This is a genomic window from Brevibacillus sp. AF8, from assembly GCF_021270385.1.
GTDB lineage: Bacteria > Bacillota > Bacilli > Brevibacillales > Brevibacillaceae > Brevibacillus.
Map to the genome: position 1 here is coordinate 1 of NZ_JAGQDN010000018.1, position 16,523 is coordinate 16,523.

Annotated in this window: 19 protein-coding genes and 1 pseudogene; 1 reads left to right on the forward strand and 19 read right to left on the reverse strand. The window is 48.8% G+C overall.

The window, feature by feature from the left end; genetic code table 11:
• Positions 1 to 54: 54 nt before the first annotated feature.
• The 19 genes and pseudogenes from KB186_RS20600 to eutL form a co-directional block, all read right to left on the reverse strand.
• Positions 55 to 210 (reverse strand): annotated as a pseudogene (locus KB186_RS20600) (helix-turn-helix domain-containing protein); the annotation flags it as partial.
• A gap of 180 nt (positions 211 to 390) precedes the next feature.
• Positions 391 to 681: an aspartyl-phosphate phosphatase Spo0E family protein gene (locus KB186_RS20605; protein WP_173610340.1), complete on the reverse strand. Its 291-nt coding sequence runs from the start codon at positions 679 to 681 to the stop codon at positions 391 to 393.
• A gap of 156 nt (positions 682 to 837) precedes the next feature.
• On the reverse strand, positions 838 to 963 hold the full coding sequence (locus KB186_RS28320; RefSeq protein WP_255675221.1) for a hypothetical protein: 126 nt from the start codon (positions 961 to 963) through the stop codon (positions 838 to 840).
• Between the two features lie 158 nt (positions 964 to 1,121).
• Positions 1,122 to 2,495, reverse strand: coding sequence for a helix-turn-helix domain-containing protein (locus KB186_RS20610; protein WP_142497484.1), 1,374 nt, complete (start codon positions 2,493 to 2,495; stop codon positions 1,122 to 1,124).
• Between the two features lie 378 nt (positions 2,496 to 2,873).
• Positions 2,874 to 3,815 carry a malate dehydrogenase gene (mdh, locus tag KB186_RS20615; protein WP_015893779.1) on the reverse strand — a complete coding sequence of 314 codons (942 nt, stop codon included), beginning with the start codon at positions 3,813 to 3,815 and terminating at the stop codon, positions 2,874 to 2,876.
• Between the two features lie 20 nt (positions 3,816 to 3,835).
• Positions 3,836 to 4,777 carry an ethanolamine ammonia-lyase subunit EutC gene (eutC, locus tag KB186_RS20620; protein WP_232774276.1) on the reverse strand — a complete coding sequence of 314 codons (942 nt, stop codon included), beginning with the start codon at positions 4,775 to 4,777 and terminating at the stop codon, positions 3,836 to 3,838.
• 20 nt (positions 4,778 to 4,797) lie between these two features.
• On the reverse strand, positions 4,798 to 6,159 hold the full coding sequence (locus tag KB186_RS20625; RefSeq protein ID WP_173610338.1) for an ethanolamine ammonia-lyase subunit EutB: 1,362 nt from the start codon (positions 6,157 to 6,159) through the stop codon (positions 4,798 to 4,800).
• 20 nt (positions 6,160 to 6,179) lie between these two features.
• Positions 6,180 to 7,640: an ethanolamine ammonia-lyase reactivating factor EutA gene (locus KB186_RS20630; RefSeq protein WP_173610337.1), complete on the reverse strand. Its 1,461-nt coding sequence runs from the start codon at positions 7,638 to 7,640 to the stop codon at positions 6,180 to 6,182.
• A 142-nt stretch (positions 7,641 to 7,782) separates the two neighbouring features.
• A complete protein-coding gene (locus tag KB186_RS20635; RefSeq protein ID WP_441299782.1) occupies positions 7,783 to 8,379 on the reverse strand; it encodes an ANTAR domain-containing response regulator in 597 nt (198 codons plus the stop codon).
• Positions 8,345 to 9,805: a sensor histidine kinase gene (locus KB186_RS20640; protein ID WP_221867301.1), complete on the reverse strand. Its 1,461-nt coding sequence runs from the start codon at positions 9,803 to 9,805 to the stop codon at positions 8,345 to 8,347. The genes KB186_RS20635 and KB186_RS20640 overlap by 35 nt, the downstream gene beginning before the upstream one ends.
• A 92-nt stretch (positions 9,806 to 9,897) precedes the next feature.
• Complete coding sequence (locus KB186_RS20645) at positions 9,898 to 10,341, reverse strand: EutP/PduV family microcompartment system protein (protein WP_088909881.1); 444 nt, start codon at positions 10,339 to 10,341, stop codon at positions 9,898 to 9,900.
• Complete coding sequence (gene eutS / locus KB186_RS20650; RefSeq protein WP_007720097.1) at positions 10,338 to 10,679, reverse strand: ethanolamine utilization microcompartment protein EutS; 342 nt, start codon at positions 10,677 to 10,679, stop codon at positions 10,338 to 10,340. Before eutS ends, KB186_RS20645 begins: the two co-directional genes overlap by 4 nt.
• Before the next feature lie 2 nt (positions 10,680 to 10,681).
• Positions 10,682 to 10,969 carry a EutN/CcmL family microcompartment protein gene (locus tag KB186_RS20655; RefSeq protein ID WP_007720099.1) on the reverse strand — a complete coding sequence of 96 codons (288 nt, stop codon included), beginning with the start codon at positions 10,967 to 10,969 and terminating at the stop codon, positions 10,682 to 10,684.
• Positions 10,970 to 10,973: 4 nt separating this feature from the next.
• The gene (locus tag KB186_RS20660) at positions 10,974 to 11,801 is read right to left on the reverse strand and encodes a hypothetical protein (protein WP_047069986.1); all 828 of its coding nucleotides are present in this window, start codon (positions 11,799 to 11,801) and stop codon (positions 10,974 to 10,976) included.
• A 15-nt stretch (positions 11,802 to 11,816) separates the two neighbouring features.
• A complete protein-coding gene (pduL, locus tag KB186_RS20665) occupies positions 11,817 to 12,593 on the reverse strand; it encodes a phosphate propanoyltransferase (RefSeq protein ID WP_221867300.1) in 777 nt (258 codons plus the stop codon).
• A 9-nt stretch (positions 12,594 to 12,602) separates the two neighbouring features.
• Positions 12,603 to 12,890, reverse strand: coding sequence for an ethanolamine utilization microcompartment protein EutM (eutM, locus tag KB186_RS20670; RefSeq protein WP_047069988.1), 288 nt, complete (start codon positions 12,888 to 12,890; stop codon positions 12,603 to 12,605).
• Between the two features lie 49 nt (positions 12,891 to 12,939).
• Positions 12,940 to 14,433, reverse strand: a complete 1,494-nt coding sequence (locus tag KB186_RS20675; protein WP_048035225.1) for an acetaldehyde dehydrogenase (acetylating) — start codon at positions 14,431 to 14,433, stop codon at positions 12,940 to 12,942.
• Complete coding sequence (locus tag KB186_RS20680; RefSeq protein WP_173610332.1) at positions 14,433 to 14,918, reverse strand: BMC domain-containing protein; 486 nt, start codon at positions 14,916 to 14,918, stop codon at positions 14,433 to 14,435. Before KB186_RS20680 ends, KB186_RS20675 begins: the two co-directional genes overlap by 1 nt.
• A gap of 35 nt (positions 14,919 to 14,953) precedes the next feature.
• Positions 14,954 to 15,604 (reverse strand): ethanolamine utilization microcompartment protein EutL, encoded by a 651-nt coding sequence (eutL, locus tag KB186_RS20685; protein WP_173610331.1) that lies wholly within the window; start codon positions 15,602 to 15,604, stop codon positions 14,954 to 14,956.
• Positions 15,605 to 15,936: 332 nt separating this feature from the next.
• Between eutL and KB186_RS20690 the strand changes: the two genes are divergently transcribed.
• Positions 15,937 to 16,494 carry a hypothetical protein gene (locus KB186_RS20690; protein WP_173610330.1) on the forward strand — a complete coding sequence of 186 codons (558 nt, stop codon included), beginning with the start codon at positions 15,937 to 15,939 and terminating at the stop codon, positions 16,492 to 16,494.
• Positions 16,495 to 16,523 lie beyond the last annotated feature (29 nt).

The window sequence follows — 16,523 nt, forward strand, 5'->3', positions numbered from 1 at the left end:
CGATCGCCGCGTAACTATGGGTTTTTAGGCAGTCTACTTGACAGGGTTATGACCAGCCCTCGGGGGATTTCCATTTAATATCTCACTCAAGCTACCGGGGTTAATGCCCGTTAATTCACCCAGTTTGCTTAATGTATAACCGTGCTTTCTCCGACATTGTTCAATTTCTGACCGCAGTGACTGATACAATGTCCCTTGCAGCCCTACCATAAAGGTTCATCCCTTCGTTTTTACTTTATTTTACATTTTTTCGAAATACACTACTTTACCTTCCTAGCATTTCGTCATCTAGTTCATAACATTTTGACCTAGGAGTCAGCAGATACCCGGACAATGGGGTAACGGAAGGGTTTTTGGGGCCTTGAGGTGTGAGAAGAAGTAACCTTATCCTTACTTTTCCGTTTTCAATCTGTTTTGTGCAATGACAATATATTTATCCAATTGTTGGCTTACAGCCAAAACTTTATCATGTGAAAGACCATACCTTCCTGCCAATTCCATCATTTCCTGTCGTAGCTGTTCAATTCTATTATCCAACTCTAAGTGGCAACCGATTTCCTTTACCATGCCCCGGATCGTACACTTACTTTTAGGGGCTGATGCTGCTCCTCTTTTGGGGGAGTTTCCACTGTGAAAAGAAACATCCCTATCTAAAATATTTGCGATAGCAGTAATGTCCAACGCCCCCTCTCTTTTACATTTTATTACATATATTTACTATACAGGGATGTGCAGAAATTCACCGATTAAGAAAAATTGAATAGAAAAAACATCCCATCGGAGGGATGTTTTGGGGGGAGAACACTCTATTTAACAACCAGAATCCCAGTAAAATTCCTAAGCATCAGTTCCATGCTGATTTGCCTTGGCTGTATACATGTTGGAATGGCTTGAATCAAAATCAATCGGGATACCTGCGAGAAGTCCAAACGTAATAAAAAATGCGAGAATAAGTCCCTTCATCTTTTTAATCCCCCTCTTTCTACTTTATAACATTTTACATGCAACAATCTGGGTAATGCTAAATCCTAAGCATCAGCGCTATTCTCTAACATAACTATAACTGTTGCAGTGCATCTTTGAGAATGTAATACTAGGTACCCCTATGTAGCTTTGGATAATCAGATCGCTCTTTTACCCGTTACAATTGTTCGATACTGTTCCACTTGTGTTGTGGATGCATACTGCCGATATTCTTCAAATAATGCTACGCATTTAAGAGTATCGTCATATCGATTCATCAAATCTGCTAGGGAAAGGCAACGTAAAGTTTCTTCGATTCCTCTTTCTATCCGTCCTTTATCAAACTCATAAATGGATGTCTGATATCGAAACTGGAGATGTCTGTCCAATCCAATAGCCTCTTTAAATTGACCGAAACTAGCAATATGCGAAGAAAAACGTTCTAATATCTCATCCACACAAAATTGGTACGTATTAGCTGATTTCATAATAGAAATTAAACCAGCAAGTATTTCATTCGTAGGAAGACTTTCAAGATAGTCTGCATACTCCTCAATAATGCTTGTATTGCCAGCTAGTACCTCTAATGTGTATAAGTTTGCCTTTGCCCAAACACGGAACTTTTCTACCTCTTGGTGCCCGACTTCATCCAGTAATTCAAACCATCCCAAATCAGCGTAACCTTGTACATATGTTTTTGCCTGTGCATACAGGCCTTGCATTTCCAATGCCGCGCCCTTGAATAGGTGTCCTATTGCATAATAAAAGACCAAGTGCCTGTCTGTCTCAGGTAACTCACTCTTTTTGTTTCTTTTCAACCTATCCAACTCATGTATGTAAATCGTTTCTGCAAGAAACCGCAACTCATCTGCATACTGCTCTGATTTCTTCCATTTCTGTAAAGCGAAACAAACCCGCGCTAATTGAAATAAAGCATCCAACTGATAGTTCTCAGGAAGCCTATTCCGATAGGGAGCAAACCGAATAACTGCCTCCCCATTTTCTTCAGAATTGGTCCCGAGTGCAGCCCGAAACAATCGATATTGACTCATTACGAATTGGTCAGAATGTCCATCCTTCTCGCTATCAACGACAGCCTGATAAAAAGGTACGGACTCTTTTTGTTTCCCACTTTCATATAGCTGTTCCGCCACTAAAAAGAGAGTCGAAATATTTTTAGGGTTGTCCAACAATTTAGGAACAACCTCTTCGATGCAATCTTTCCGCCCAACCTCCGCGCATCGAACTAAATAAGGTATCAACCGAGGGCGCGATATTCGCCCCTCTGTTATGCATTCTTCCGTATACAATTCGTACAACCAACCTGGCTCGCGACCAAACACCGCCGCTAGCGCATCCAATTGACCAATGGTCATAGCCCGCGGTGGATTTCCGTTCAAGATTTCGCTTAAACTCCCATGGTTGATTCCCGTTAATTCACCTAATTTACTCAAGGTATAGCCGCACTCTCTACGGTGTCTTTCAATTTCTGACCGCAGCGACCAGTGCATCGTCCCTTGCAGCCCCCCCATAAAGAATCAACCCCTACTTTTTTCCTTAATTTTACAACAAAATATATTTTTTTGATAGATTTTTCTTTACAATCCTTAACATTTCTGTAATCTAGTTCGTCACTCTTCGCACAATTCCTCCAATGTCTTACAGGTGTTTGCACTTCGTGACAATTACACTCAGTTGAATCAGCTTTCATGCGAATACAGCCTCGAAACTCTACTTTTGAAGCGCTCCCGCTATTTATTTCGGAGCGAACAGTACACGCCCTCAGCAGGGCGTAGGCCGAAGCGTAGACTGGAAATCCGCTTCTTCCCCACCACTACAGTTACTTATAGCCACATTGTAAAAAAAGCTCCGCCAAGATATCTGGCGAAGCTTTCATTTTCATACTGTACTTATGGCATAGCTACTTTCATAACCGCACGAACGGAATCTGCGGATTTATCCAATGCTGCCTTCTCAGCAGCAGTCAGATCCAGCTCGATGACTTGCTCGATACCGTTTCCACCCAAGAGGGTTGGTACGCCCAGATAGATATCATTGTAACCATACTCGCCTTGGAGTAAAGCGATGGATGGCAGGATGCGCTTCTGGTCTTTCAAGATCGCTTCTGCCATTTCTACCAGAGCTGCCGCAGGTGCATAGTAAGCGGAACCGTTGCCCAAGAGAGCTACGATTTCGCCGCCGCCTTTGCGTGTACGCTCTACGATGGCGTCCAGACGATCTTGTGGGATCAATTTTTCCAGTGGGATGCCGCCAGCGTAGGAATAACGCAAGAGTGGCACCATGTCGTCCCCGTGACCGCCCAATACGAAGCCTGTTACGTCATTTACGGATACATTCAGTTCCATCGCTACGAACGTACGGAAGCGAGCTGTATCCAGTACGCCGGATTGACCGATTACGCGGTGTTTCGGGAAGCCGGACGTTTTGTAGAATGTATAGGTCATCGCATCTACCGGGTTAGACAAGATGAGTACGATGGAGTTTGGTGCATATGTTTTCACTTGCTCAGCAACCGAGCGCATGATGGCCGCATTCGTTGCTACCAAGTCGTCGCGGGACATGCCTGGCTTGCGGGCAATCCCTGCTGTGATGATTACGATATCGGAGCCTTCGATGTCTTTGTAGTCGGAAGTACCTGTGATGCTAGCATCGAAGCCGAGAACGGGAGAAGCTTCCATCATGTCGAGTGCTTTCCCCTTCGTTGGGTTTTCCAATTGAGGGATATCGACCAAAACGATGTCAGCCAGCTCTTTTTGCGCCATGATGAACGCAGTTGTCGCTCCAGTAAAACCACTACCGATTACGGCTACTTTTTTTCTGCGAAATGTCATGCTGAATCCTCCTCGTCATGTTACAAGACTAGTTTTACACCACTTGCTTTTTGCTCCAGCATTTTGGAGAGAATAGTCCCGATGTGGGCACCCGCCTCAACCGGAGATGTACCTTGACGATGAATATTCGAGATCACTGTACGCTCTGATTCTACCATACCTTTGCGTGGACGGTAGCACATGTACGCACTCATGGAATGTGCCGTAACCAATCCTGGACGTTCTCCGATCAAGAGCACCAATACTTCTGGCTCCAAAATCTCGCCGACGTGATCCATACTGGCTACGCGTCCGCCCTTGATAAAAAACGGAGTGCCGCAGGTCAGTCCGTAGCTTTTCATAGAGTCCATCAGGGATGGAAGCACGTCTTTCAGGTTCGCATCCACCGCAGCAGCACTCAAGCCGTCCGAAACCACGATTTGTACCTGCGGTTTCTTTTGGCAGCGCTCTTGGAGCATGCGTACGCCTTCCTCAGTGAGGATACGTCCCATGTCTGGGCGCTTCAAATAGTTTTCCGTGTTGTCATACTGTGTTTCCACTGTGAACAAAGAGAACTGGTCGAGCACCGCTTGACTGACTTCGCCATATACAGCATCTACAGCCGCAGCATGGTCACGACGCAATTCGAGCATAGTTTTGGTCAGAGGTCTCACACCTGTACGCCAAACCCCGATGCGCGCTGGCGTGCTGGACAGCAATTCATCCAAGCCTTCCTTGTACTTCGGATTCGGTACATGTGTGGTTCTCTCTGGTTCTGTCGATGGAGCAGGCTGCTCATTCACTACAGAAGCCGGTGTCGGTGCGGCTGTCGCATTTGCTACTGGCTCTGCCTTTGGCTCCGATCTCAGTTGGATCAAGCCTGTCTCTGCTTTTGGTGACGGAGCTTGTTCTGTTGCCTCACCCAGCTTCTTTTGCAGCTCAGCTACTACTTTATCTACCAAGAAATCTAATTGTTGTTCCATCCGTCTTTCACCTCCTGATCTTACATGAAGATTGTCGGATCGCCTGCTTTTGCAGTCAGCCTACCGTTTTCCATGATGCCCATTTTCTCCAGCCATTTTTCAAAATCAGGAGCAGGTCGCAGTCCCATCACTTCACGGAATGCCGCAATATCATGGAAGCTCGTCGATTGATAGTTGAGCATGACATCGTCTGCCATCGCTACGCCGATTACGAAGTTAACCCCTGCCGACGAGAGCAAAATGCCGAGATTGTCCATGTCGTTTTGATCGACCTTCATGTGGTTCGTGTAGCATACGTCACAGCCCATCGGCAAACCGTGCATTTTGCCCATATAGTGGTCTTCCAGTCCAGCACGGATCACTTGACGGCTGTCGTACAAATACTCAGGTCCAATGAAGCCAACTACTGTGTTCACGATAAACGGATTGTACTTGCGAGCAAGTCCGTAGCAACGCGCTTCCATTGTTACCTGGTCCATGCCGTGATGCGCCTCGGCAGACAGCTCAGAACCTTGGCCTGTCTCGAAGTACCAGAAGTTCGGCCCGTAGGAGGTGCCTTCTTTGCGCATCAGCTCATCTGCTTCATCCAACAGTGCTACATCAATACCAAATGCCTTGTTTCCTTTTTCACTGCCCGCCAAACTTTGGAAGATCAAGTCTGCTGGTGCCCCATTACGGATGGCACGCATTTGTGTGGATACGTGAGCCAATACGCAGTTTTGCGTCGGGATATCAAACTTGGCCATCACGTCTTTGGTCATGTTTAAAATATCCTTGACGCTGTCCGCTGTATCGATAACCGGGTTGATCCCGATAACCGCATCGCCGATTCCGTAGCTCAGTCCTTCGTACAGAGACGCTTTGATGCCTTGTACGTTATCAGATGGATGGTTCGGCTGTACACGAGAAGCCAGTACGCCCTTCTGACCGATTGCTGTGTTGGCATGCGTCACAACTTTGATCTTGGACGCAGCCGTAATCAAGTCGAGATTGCTCATGAGCTTGGCAGTCGCTGCGATCATCTCACTGGACAAGCCGCGGCTGATTCGCTTGAGTTCATTGTCGCCTGCTTGATGGCTCAAAATGTACTCGCGCAGCTCAGCTACACTCCAGTTTTTGATTTCATTGTAAATCTTTTCGTTGATGCCTTCTTCGATCACACGTGATACTTCGTCTTCTTCTGCCGGCACCATCGGATTGTTGCGGATATCCGCCAATGTCAGATCAGCCAAAACTTGCTTGGCAGCTACACGTTCCCGGGAATCAGCAGCGGCGATACCAGCCAGCTGGTCGCCTGATTTATCTTCATTAGCTTTCGCGAAAACTTCTTTCAAATCGCGAAATTGATAGGTCTGTCCAAGCACAGTCGTTTTCGTGTTCATCACGTCCACCCCTTCTTACGTTACGGCCTCTCATCAAATGCAAGTGTCTTGACAACGACAGGAATGATCGTTCCCGAGATCGGCTCACCGAGATCGATGTAATCGCCGTATTCCACACGCACTTGATCGATGCAAATGATTTCCGGTGCCCCTTTGCAACGCAGCGCCAAGGCCTGCCCGAGCGCTTTCGCCATATCTGTTTCACAGATCACAACCATGGTTTGACTCTCGGGGAAAGTCGCCCGGTATTGCTCCGACAGCTCCTGGGACAGCGTCTGCAGCAGAGCGTACGAGCAGTACCCGATGCCGGAGATCGCAAGTGCGAAAGGAATCCCTGTCGTTTTTTCAAACAGGCGCTCACCCAGTTGGTAGATCGAAGCCACTTCTTGTCGCAGCCTTGTGGCATCTGCCAATTGTTCCTCGGTAAGCTCTAGCTTGAGAATCGGAATATTTTTGATTGGCAACAGCTCCGGCTTGATATGCACGGTTGAACCACTAATCTCCGTACTCTGCATCCCCGCGCCAATTACCGTTGCCCGTACCGTTTGATCCGGGTCTAGCCACTGTACCGGATACGTTCCTTTTTCGCGCTCCTGCTGGAGGACATAACCGAGCAGTGGGCCGAAATCGCCGTATCGGCTCGCATCCGAAATATTTTGGACGGGAGGTCCGCTCATGAGTAGACCCACACCGCCTGAGACAGTCAGTTCGTTAACAGGGATGGTATCGCGCAAATGCGGTCCCACTACGAGCAAGCCTGACACTTGGCGCTCTTTCCCCGTCAAATAATCGAGCATACTGCGTCCCAGCTGTTCGGCAACCTCTGTGAGCTGCGCGAATCCGATTTCCTGTCCGACTTGAATACGCAGTCCTTTTGCCGTCAGCCATTGTTGAATGTTCGGCGACACGTATTGAACGACACCTTGCGGACTGAGACGAATCAGTCTTCCTCCGACGTGGAACGTTACCGTCGCAATCGCCCGGCCACGTTGGAAGTAGGCTGCATTCGCTGTTCCTCCGCCAATATCGACATTGACGATCACACCTTGCATGGCTTGCGAGCGTTTTTCTGCGCCAGCGCCCTTGCCCGCCAGCACGCCTTCGAGGTCAGCACCTGCTGTCGCTACCACGAAATCCCCGGAGCGTTCTGCCAGCAGATGAACGATATGCTGTGCGTTCTTTTTGCTGGCTGTTTCTCCGGTAATGATGACCGCCCCGGACTTGATTTGAGACAAGCTGATTTGTGCCTTGTCGTACTCGGCTGCAAGAATCGCTCCGATTCCGTCAGCATCGATTTCATCAAATCCGATGAGCGGTGTGGAATGCACTTCACTCGCATACAGCAATTGTCGCTCCACGATCTGATAACGCGGCAGCGAAAACGTGCTGGACATGCGACCCAATCGCAATCGGCTTACGATCATTTTGGTCGTGCTTGTTCCCACATCGATCCCGACGCTTTGGATCCATTGTTCGTCCATATGAACCTCCTTGAACCATTGGCGTGTCAGACGGGCCCTACGAAAAAACGCTTGAACAGCCGGTTCCTTGCTCCCGGTCTGATTCAAGCGCCTTTGCTCTCTTCGTATCTACTTGTCACTGCTTTTTATGATAACGTCAGTTCTAGCTTTGCGAAAAAATGGCCTGCTCGCCCGACAAGATTTCCTCTGCCAGCTTCACAAGCGGCATGCGCCGTTGCATGCTTACTTGCTGCATCCATTTGTAAGCCGCATCCTCTTCCAAGGATAGGGCACTCATCAGCTTTCCTTTTGCCTTTTCCACTGCCTTGCGATCCTCGATCTTTTGCTTCAGATCATTGATATCCTTCTTCAGGGAAACGACTTTTTCCTTTTGACTGAGCGCGATTTCTACTGCGGGAATCAAATCATCCTCCGACACCGGCTTCACCAAGTAAGCCGTCACACCCGCTTTTCTGGCATCCTGGACGAGTTCCTTTTGGCTATAAGCCGTCAAAAGGAGAATGGAACTGTCTGAAAAGGAACGAATGATACTGCTTGCCTTGATACCATTCAAGACAGGCATTTTCACATCCATGATGATCAGATCGGGCTTGTGACGATGGGCCTGTTCGACTGCCTCTTCTCCGTTTTTCGCTTCGGCAACCACTAAATACCCTTCATTTTCGAGCATCTCGCGCAAATCCATGCGAATAATCGGCTCGTCATCAACCACCATAATCTTCGGCTGTGTCATCTTCATCCTCCTTTTGGATCGGATAGAGTATGGTAACCTCTGTTCCGTTCCCAGTGTTGCGGAAATGCATCGTGCCTTCGAGGTCTTCCCTGACCAGTGTATCGACAATTTTCAGGCCGAGATGGCCCTTTTTGTGGATTTGCTCCATGTCCTCGATGCCCACCCCGTCATCTGTCACAGACAAACTAACGAAGTCTTCCTTGGCAACCAGTGCAATAGAGATTTTCCCTTCTTGCTGCTCGTGAAAACCATGAATCATGCAATTTTGAATCAGCTCGGTGACGATCAAGGCAAACGATGTTGCTTTGTTGGACGGCAGATACACCGATTCGCCCGTCACCACAACGTGTATAGCTTGCTCAGAACGTCTCATCGAAGAGACGATTATTTTCGATATTTTGGTTAAAATCTCTTTGAAGTCAATCTGCTCCAGACCATCCTGTGCCAAGTATTCGTGAATAATGGCGATGCTGTTGATGCGATTGATGCTTTCCCGGTATACTTTTTCAATCTCGTTGGACTGTGAACGCCGCATTTGCAGGCGCAACAGGCTAGAGATGGTTTGCAAATTGTTTTTGACCCGATGGTGAATCTCTTTGATCACCGCGGATTTGATCATTAATTGCTTTTCTTTTTCCCGAATGTCCGATATGTCTCGCAGGAGAATGAATCCCCCGATGATGTCTTGCTTGCGGACGGACGAAACCGCTTTCATCATGATAAAATGTTTGCCTTTTGACAGCTCCTCCTGAATATAACCCCCGTTGCGTACAAAATTCTCCGGGGTAACTCTCCAGGAAAAAATACGTTCGATGCTCTCTCCCTTTTCCGGCCTCTCAAAGCCAATCAAGGAGAGCAGCTTGTGGGCACGACCATTGGCATACGTGATAATCCCACTCTGATCAAACAAAATCATGCCCTCGTGCAACAGCGACGAAATGGGCAGATCAGGCACAGCGAACTGGATGAGCGTCTCACTTAACTGCTCCGTTGTTTCCTTGAGCATTTCGACGTTCTTTTCCTGTTCTACCTGTTTGGATATATCTTGTTCAGTTATCAAGGTCCCGATTGTTTTTCCAGCCGCATTCGTAATGGGTACGACACTTTGTCGCATCACGACCTGCTCCTGTGAAACCCCACGTGAACCGATGACGGGCTTGCCTGTAGTCAGGCAATACATAACGGCCGGCTCATTAATCGCCGTCGCCAAATGCCCTACGACCGATCCACTGTACATGGAGCGTGCCGTACTCGGTGCAGCTTGTGCGACTACCATCGCCGCGCTCCGATCTACCGTCGGACAATCGATAAACATGTCCGCTTGAGACAGATCAGCAAAAATCTGAAGCTTGGAAGCCAGATCCTCCACAATCCGAATGTCGTCATCACTCAACGTCGTGGACGCTTTGCACACTTCTCGTATTGATTGCATGTGAACCTCTTTTCACCTGCTAGGAGTTGATATGACCTCATTTTCTCACAGACACGCTACGGCGGAAAGGGGTGTAATACTGGTTAATCACGCTACTCGTTTACAATTTCTTGCAAATACGCTCGCAATTCTGGCACTCCCTCACTCGTGAGCGAGGAGGTCCGGAAAATTTTCGCATTGCCGAGCGATTGACGCAGGAATTGTTCTGCCCTCTCCACATTGGCATCAGGATGATCCATTTTGGTAATGACCCCGATGCACGATTGCGGAAACCCTTGCGAAAAGCCAGGAGGGAAATAATTGCGCTCCCGCGTAGCATCCTGCACCATCACAATGACCTTCGCCTCAAGAGAGGTAGCCATAAGCGTGCGGTAAAACATCGGGTTTTCGCTGTACTCACCCGGAGTGTCAATTGCCCAGTCCCGATATTCGAGCGCTTGGGTCTTCCTGGCAGGCTGTTCGTCATTGAACAGCGCCCGCACCAGAGAAGACTTTCCTGCTTCAATTGCACCGATAATCATTACACGGCCGGTCATGATTTCGTCACCAACGCCGGTGTAAACCGCAGTTTTTCGCTCAGCACCTGATTGACCGCTTCGACTGCCATCTCAACAGCGGATACATCTCCTACGACAATCAGTGAACCTGTAAAACGATCGAGAAACCCAAGCTCGACGCCAGCAGCCTTTGTCGCAATATCCGCGGCAATAATGGCTGTTTCGGTAGGCGTCAAAGTCAAGATGCCGATCGCACCGGCCTCATTGATACCTAGCTTGGTATAGAGCATTGGGTCAGGGTTTGCGATTACATGAGCCAACGTGACCTGTTTCCCTGGTACGAATTCCTGGATGACTCGTGAACGTTCCTGTTCCATTCCTATTCCTCTCTTCCTGCGGCACCCGGCACCTCAAACGAATCCACGATGCCTACGATGATCGCATCGATCGGCACACTGGTGCCAGAGAAAAGGATTCGGGCAGGCGTCCCACGAGAGACGATAACCTGCTCCCCGATTCCCGCACCGATCCTGTCCGCTGCGATTACGGTTTGTCCGCCTTCTTCGCCACGCCAATCAATCGGCTGAACGACCATGAGCTTGAGATTTTCCATACCTGCTTCTTTTTGCGTGGCCCAGACGCTGCCGATCACTTTTCCCAAAAACATGCGATCACCCTTTTCCTAAATAGCTGACCGTAATGCCGCGTTCTCTCATGCTGTCATAAGCAAGCGGAGAAACAATTGCACCTTTTTTCACGATCAAAGTCGTATCGCGAAGCTCAGGCTGAGATCTGATCCAATCCGCTGTCAACAGCTTCCCGGAAAAGACAGCTTCTTGCTCATCCAAAGGAGTCAATGTCGGTTGCTCTGTCTTGCTAGTAGTCTCCACTTTTTGCAGTTGAGACTTCAGCTTGGAAACCACGCGATCAGCCAGACGGCGTTGCTCTGCAAACTCTACACCCAGCTCTTTCATGCTCTCAACGTGACGGTTGAACAGCTTTTCATAAGCAGGTGTCAGTGTCAATGTTTGCAGGGTACGACGGTCTGCGCGCTTGATCCCTGGTACATCGGAACCAGCGATGACGAATTTGCCCGTCACCAACGCGGAAAAGACGATTTCCGCTTTAATTGTTCCTTTTAGACCGGAAGCAATTCTCGCTGCATTATCCAAATCGATTTCTGGAATCACGATACCGACATAATCTTTCGGCACTTCCAACGGGGCAGGAGCGTACTCATCTGCTGTAAGAATTTTGCCTGCTCCCCCACATTCAATCTTATGCATTCCCAACCAGGAAGAGGTTTCTCCGTCCAGGAAGAGAATGTCATGGCAGATCCCGTGGTTTTTCAGTTGGATAAAATGATCTTGAAACGCCTCATGAGCCTGGCTGTCGCAAAAAACGTACAGGACACGAGGCGCTGTGCTGCTTTGTTTTTCTGTATTCATCGATTGCAAAATTTCTTTCGTAATCGACGCCACCATTTCTCTGATGTCCATCAAGCTCAACCTCCGTTAGCCGGAGTAAAATTGCCCGTTCTTGCCGATCACTTTTACCCGGTCGCCCGTTTTCAAATTAGCGGCATTTCCTTCATCCGTATCAACGTGGAAATCAAGTGCAAACTGCGGATGTACACGAACGACTACATCTGGATAGATAATAGGACGATCGCTTTGCGTCGCCAGAATCAGCCTATCGCCATCCTTCACTTGATATTGCTCGGCATCTGCTGGAGACATATGAACATGGCTCTTCGCTACGATTACGCCTTTGTCCATCACAACAGTCCCTTTTGCCGTTACAAGCACCATACCTGGTGTACCTTCAATATCTCCAGACATACGCACAGGGGCATGAACACCCACTGCGAAGCCGTCTGTTCTGGAAATTTCCACTTGTGTCGCCCCACGAGCTGGTCCCAAGATGCGAACCCCGTGAATGCTGCCTTTTGGTCCTACGATGGTGACTGTTTCCTGGCAAGCAAACTGGCCTGGCTGCGACAAATCACGCATTGGCGTCAATTGATGGCCTGCTCCGAAAAGCTTTTCCACATCTTCTTGCGACAAGTGAACGTGACGATTCGATACGCCCAAAGGAATTTCACGCACTGCCTCGGCAGCTTGATTGGTGGAAGGCTGCTGGTTCTGATCAACTTGTTTCACTTGAATCCCTCTTCCTTTCAAGAAATCTGCCGCTGCTGGTGTTATTTTATCCCCTTTCTCAACGAGAAAGGGGTTTGGGATACCTGACTTATGCATTGCTCTCAAGGATGCTTCTGTAATGACTGCCATAGGGATTTATTACCCTTCGAGTTTAGGCAGGATCAGTTCAATGTCTCCATGAGGGCGTGGGATTACGTGTACAGATACGAGCTCTCCTACTTTTTCAGCAGCAGCGGCACCTGCGTCTGTGGAAGCTTTTACTGCACCTACGTCACCACGTACCATAACAGTTACGAGACCGCCACCTACGTGTACTTTACCAATCAGTTTTACGTTTGCTGCTTTTACCATTGCGTCAGCAGCTTCAACTGCTCCGATCAAACCTTTTGTTTCTACCATTCCCAATGCGGACATTTCTCCAGCCATTTTTGTATCCTCCTTAATTATATCTCCAAGATTTTAGTGTTTTACGACATTAAGACGTCATTTCTGTTAACACGGATTTGATGATGTTCTTGATCTCATCACGGCTCAAGCCAACGTTCATGGAAGAGACAGCCTGTAGAACAGCTTCTTCCGCTTGTGTTGCAGGAGCTTGTGGTGCTGGCGTTGATTGTGGCATTTCTTTGATACCAAATGCAACACGCTTGATGTTGAACATATGCTTCGCACCGATGTTATCGGAAGTGATGTTGCCCCCTAAAGAGCCGCATCCAAGTGTGAACGCTGGTTGTACGCCAGTCGTTGCACCAATTCCCCCGAAAGTCGTACCGGTATTTACCGGAATTCTGGATGCTGGCATTGCTTGACCATACGCTGCGATGACATTGTCATCCTGGGCGTGAATACCCGCTGTATGTCCAAGACCACCATGCTCCAGCAATTCGCGGCAACGGGCAAACGCTTCGCTGTCGCCTTGAACAGTGTAGAGGGCAAGGACCGGAGCCAGCTTTTCAACGGACATCGGATATGCTTTACCTACATTGTTCTCCTCCGCAACCAGGACACGCGTATCAGCAGGGATGGTAATACCCGCCATTTGAGCGATCACATGCGGAGAGCGGCCAACGATCTTCGCGTTCAGCGAGCCGTTAATCGTAACGATGGCAGCTACTTTTTCCTTTTCTTGCTCGTTCAGGAAGTAGGCGCCTTCACGCTTCAGGGCAGCAATCAATTGGTGTTTGGTGGATTCCTCCACTACCAATGCTTGCTCAGAAGCGCAGATTGTACCATAGTCAAACGTTTTGCTCTGCACGATGCGCTTGGCAGCAGCAGCAAAGTCAGCACTGTGGTGGATGTAGACCGGAACGTTACCAGGTCCCACACCGTAAGCAGGCTTGCCGGAGCTGTATGCCGCGCGTACCATCGGCGTTCCGCCAGTCGCGAGAATCAAATTGGTCAGCTTGTGCTTCATCAATTCGTTTGTCGCTGGAAGCGTAGGCTTGGTAACGCAATGGATCAAGCCTTCTGGTGCTCCAGCCGCTACTGCCGCCTGTGCCATCAGTCGCGCTGCTTCCAGCGTGCACTTGGCTGCAGACGGATGCGGGCTGAAGACAATCGCATTTCTCGCCTTGAGGGAGACCATCGATTTATAGATAACCGTGGATGTCGGATTGGTGGAAGGCACGATACCAGCTACGATACCGAATGGCTGCGCCACTTCCCATACCTTGTTCTCTTCGTCCTTACGGATGATGCCAACCGTTTTTACATCTTTCACAGATGCGTACACATCTTGAGCAGCAAACAGGTTTTTCATCCGTTTGTCCGGGATGTTACCAAAGCCTGTTTCTTCTACAGCCATAGCTGCGAGTCGATCAGCATGCTCCACGCCCGCTTTGGACATGGCTTCGATGATTCTGTCGACTTGTTCTTGGCTGTAAGTAGCGAACTTGGCCTGTGCTTCCTTCGCTTGTGCGAGGTAGGTACGCACTTCCTGTATGGAATACAGATCAGCGTCGAGTGTCATTAGGCTTTGTCACCTCCGCCTTGTTTCTCTTCCAACAGACGAATGAGATCTTCTTTTTTCGCCATGTTGATTTCGTTCGTTGTCAGCGGGAAATCCGCATACGAACGCGCCATTTTGCGCAGATCATTGATAGACTGATCTTGCAATTTGGTCGCTGGCACTTGGGCCGGCTCTGCCTTAACCTCTTCTTTTGCTTCCGGTTTCAGCAGGTTTTTAAGCATTTTGGGTACATTTTCGTCAGGACGTGGAATAACGTGTGAGTGCAGCAATGTTCCGACACGTCTCGCAGCTTCAGCACCAGCATCTACTGCTGACTGTACGGAGGAGACATCTCCGATTACATACACGGTAACGATCCCTGCGTCCGCGCCCTCATAAGAGACGACTTTGACGTCAGCCGCTTTGGCAGCAGCGTCTGCGGCAGCGATGAGAGCAGGCAAGCCCAATGTCTCGATCATGCCGAGTGAATATGTCGTAGCGCGCATTTACATTACCTCCCCTTCAAGAGGGAAAATCCCTATTATCGTTTGACAGGCTGTTGGGCGACACTTCTTACGGCATCGGCAAAAGCATCGGCGGCTGCCGTGCATGCCGACTGGCTGCCAGTGAGTAGCGCTCCCCCAAAGTTCGTTTCTGTTGGTGGACCAAAAAATTGAACCATTTCGACATCTGCAGCCTTGAGGGCGGCATCAATACCATACATGGCCTCCAGCGGTGGTGCGATCAAGTAGGCAAGCGGTTCACCTTCTCTGATTCCCGCCAGTTGGGACAAATAGCTGCCCGTCCGCGACACAACATGGGCGTAATACGCATGCGTCCCTTCAGCATTCAAAGAGTAAAAGCATGCTCCGCTTTCCATAAATGCAACGGCTGCATCCAGTCCGCTCTGCACCTCCGATGGCGTCGCGCCTCCGATCATCCCGATGAACTCGCCGGACAACGGTCCAGACGCATGGCCTGAGCCTGCATAAAACGACTTGGCATACACAACTTCTACCGCTGCCTTTTTGGTCGCTTCATCAATGGCCGTATACCCCACATCGTCAATCGTGGAGGTCAAAAGCCCCAGACTTCGGATATGAGAAGGCAGGTTCAGCTTCTCCGCAAATTGAGGATCGACATTGGGAATCAGTCGGATCGCAAGCGGCGTCGCTCGAATTGGTTTTTCCATGCGTGTCACTCCTTTCAAGACAACATCCCTGATCAAAAGCAAAAAAAGGTGCCTAAACACGAAAAAATAAGATCCGTGTTCAAGGGCACCTTTGCCTTTTGATTATTCACTTGTGGGTAGAAGATAACACGCGATTTACGTGCTCTTTTACCTGTCTCTAATGTAGAACAAGGCAGGGAAAAATGCAAGCGTTTTCGGCATTCCGTCACTTTTCCATATTCCGGTCATATTACGGACACACGCCCCCGTTAAATTTGTGTTGTAGCCGAGACGGGCAAGCCCGCAAACAAGGCTCACTACAGTCTAAAGACCCCCCAAGGAGGAATTTCACAATGAAAAAGAAAATGGCAATGACAGTTATGGCTTTGGCAGTATCCGCAATGGCAGGTTCCGCGTTTGCGGCAAGTGAACCCGCGAAAACGTCTGGTTCTTCTGCTCCACTGAAAATGGTGACCACAGATGGTACAAATGCTCTTTTCAAACCGATTATTAGCCTGGAGGAAATGGCGAAAGAAAAAGGGATCACTGTGGAAGAGTTGATCAAGCAGCTTGAAAAAGAAGGAAAACTGACGAAAGGAGTAGCTATTAACACGAAAGACGGCGATCTGACAACTAGCTTCTCCTTCATGAAATTCGATGCCATCAGCGATAACAGTAAGACAATCGACCTGGTTGAAATGGCGAAAGAAAAAGGCATCTCCGTAGAAGAGTTGATCGAGCAGCTTAAAGAAGAAGGCACGCTGGCAATAATTTCTTCCACGACAACTATCAATCTGGAAGAAGTAGCAAAAGAAAAAGGCATCTCTGTGGAAGAGTTGATCAAACAGCTCGAAAAAGAAGGCAAGATCACAAAAAGTACAACAGTCTCAGTACCTGCCATCAAAAAATAAGCGTTGCCTTTCAAGCACACAAAAAAACC

Bases quoted from the DNA above. Each gene is read 5' to 3' on its own strand.
- KB186_RS28320 (WP_255675221.1), bottom strand. From the start codon at position 963: ATGAAGGGACTTATTCTCGCATTTTTTATTACGTTTGGACTTCTCGCA.
- KB186_RS20610 (WP_142497484.1), bottom strand. From the start codon at position 2,495: ATGGGGGGGCTGCAAGGGACGATGCACTGGTCGCTGCGGTCAGAAATT.
- mdh (WP_015893779.1), bottom strand. From the start codon at position 3,815: ATGACATTTCGCAGAAAAAAAGTAGCCGTAATCGGTAGTGGTTTTACT.
- eutC (WP_232774276.1), bottom strand. From the start codon at position 4,777: ATGGAACAACAATTAGATTTCTTGGTAGATAAAGTAGTAGCTGAGCTG.
- KB186_RS20625 (WP_173610338.1), bottom strand. From the start codon at position 6,159: ATGAACACGAAAACGACTGTGCTTGGACAGACCTATCAATTTCGCGAT.
- KB186_RS20630 (WP_173610337.1), bottom strand. From the start codon at position 7,640: ATGGACGAACAATGGATCCAAAGCGTCGGGATCGATGTGGGAACAAGC.
- KB186_RS20635 (WP_441299782.1), bottom strand. From the start codon at position 8,379: ATGAAGATGACACAGCCGAAGATTATGGTGGTTGATGACGAGCCGATT.
- KB186_RS20640 (WP_221867301.1), bottom strand. From the start codon at position 9,805: ATGCAATCAATACGAGAAGTGTGCAAAGCGTCCACGACGTTGAGTGAT.
- KB186_RS20645 (WP_088909881.1), bottom strand. From the start codon at position 10,341: ATGACCGGCCGTGTAATGATTATCGGTGCAATTGAAGCAGGAAAGTCT.
- eutS (WP_007720097.1), bottom strand. From the start codon at position 10,679: ATGGAACAGGAACGTTCACGAGTCATCCAGGAATTCGTACCAGGGAAA.
- KB186_RS20655 (WP_007720099.1), bottom strand. From the start codon at position 10,969: ATGTTTTTGGGAAAAGTGATCGGCAGCGTCTGGGCCACGCAAAAAGAA.
- KB186_RS20660 (WP_047069986.1), bottom strand. From the start codon at position 11,801: ATGGACATCAGAGAAATGGTGGCGTCGATTACGAAAGAAATTTTGCAA.
- pduL (WP_221867300.1), bottom strand. From the start codon at position 12,593: ATGGCAGTCATTACAGAAGCATCCTTGAGAGCAATGCATAAGTCAGGT.
- eutM (WP_047069988.1), bottom strand. From the start codon at position 12,890: ATGGCTGGAGAAATGTCCGCATTGGGAATGGTAGAAACAAAAGGTTTG.
- KB186_RS20675 (WP_048035225.1), bottom strand. From the start codon at position 14,433: ATGACACTCGACGCTGATCTGTATTCCATACAGGAAGTGCGTACCTAC.
- KB186_RS20680 (WP_173610332.1), bottom strand. From the start codon at position 14,918: ATGCGCGCTACGACATATTCACTCGGCATGATCGAGACATTGGGCTTG.
- eutL (WP_173610331.1), bottom strand. From the start codon at position 15,604: ATGGAAAAACCAATTCGAGCGACGCCGCTTGCGATCCGACTGATTCCC.
- KB186_RS20690 (WP_173610330.1), top strand. From the start codon at position 15,937: ATGAAAAAGAAAATGGCAATGACAGTTATGGCTTTGGCAGTATCCGCA.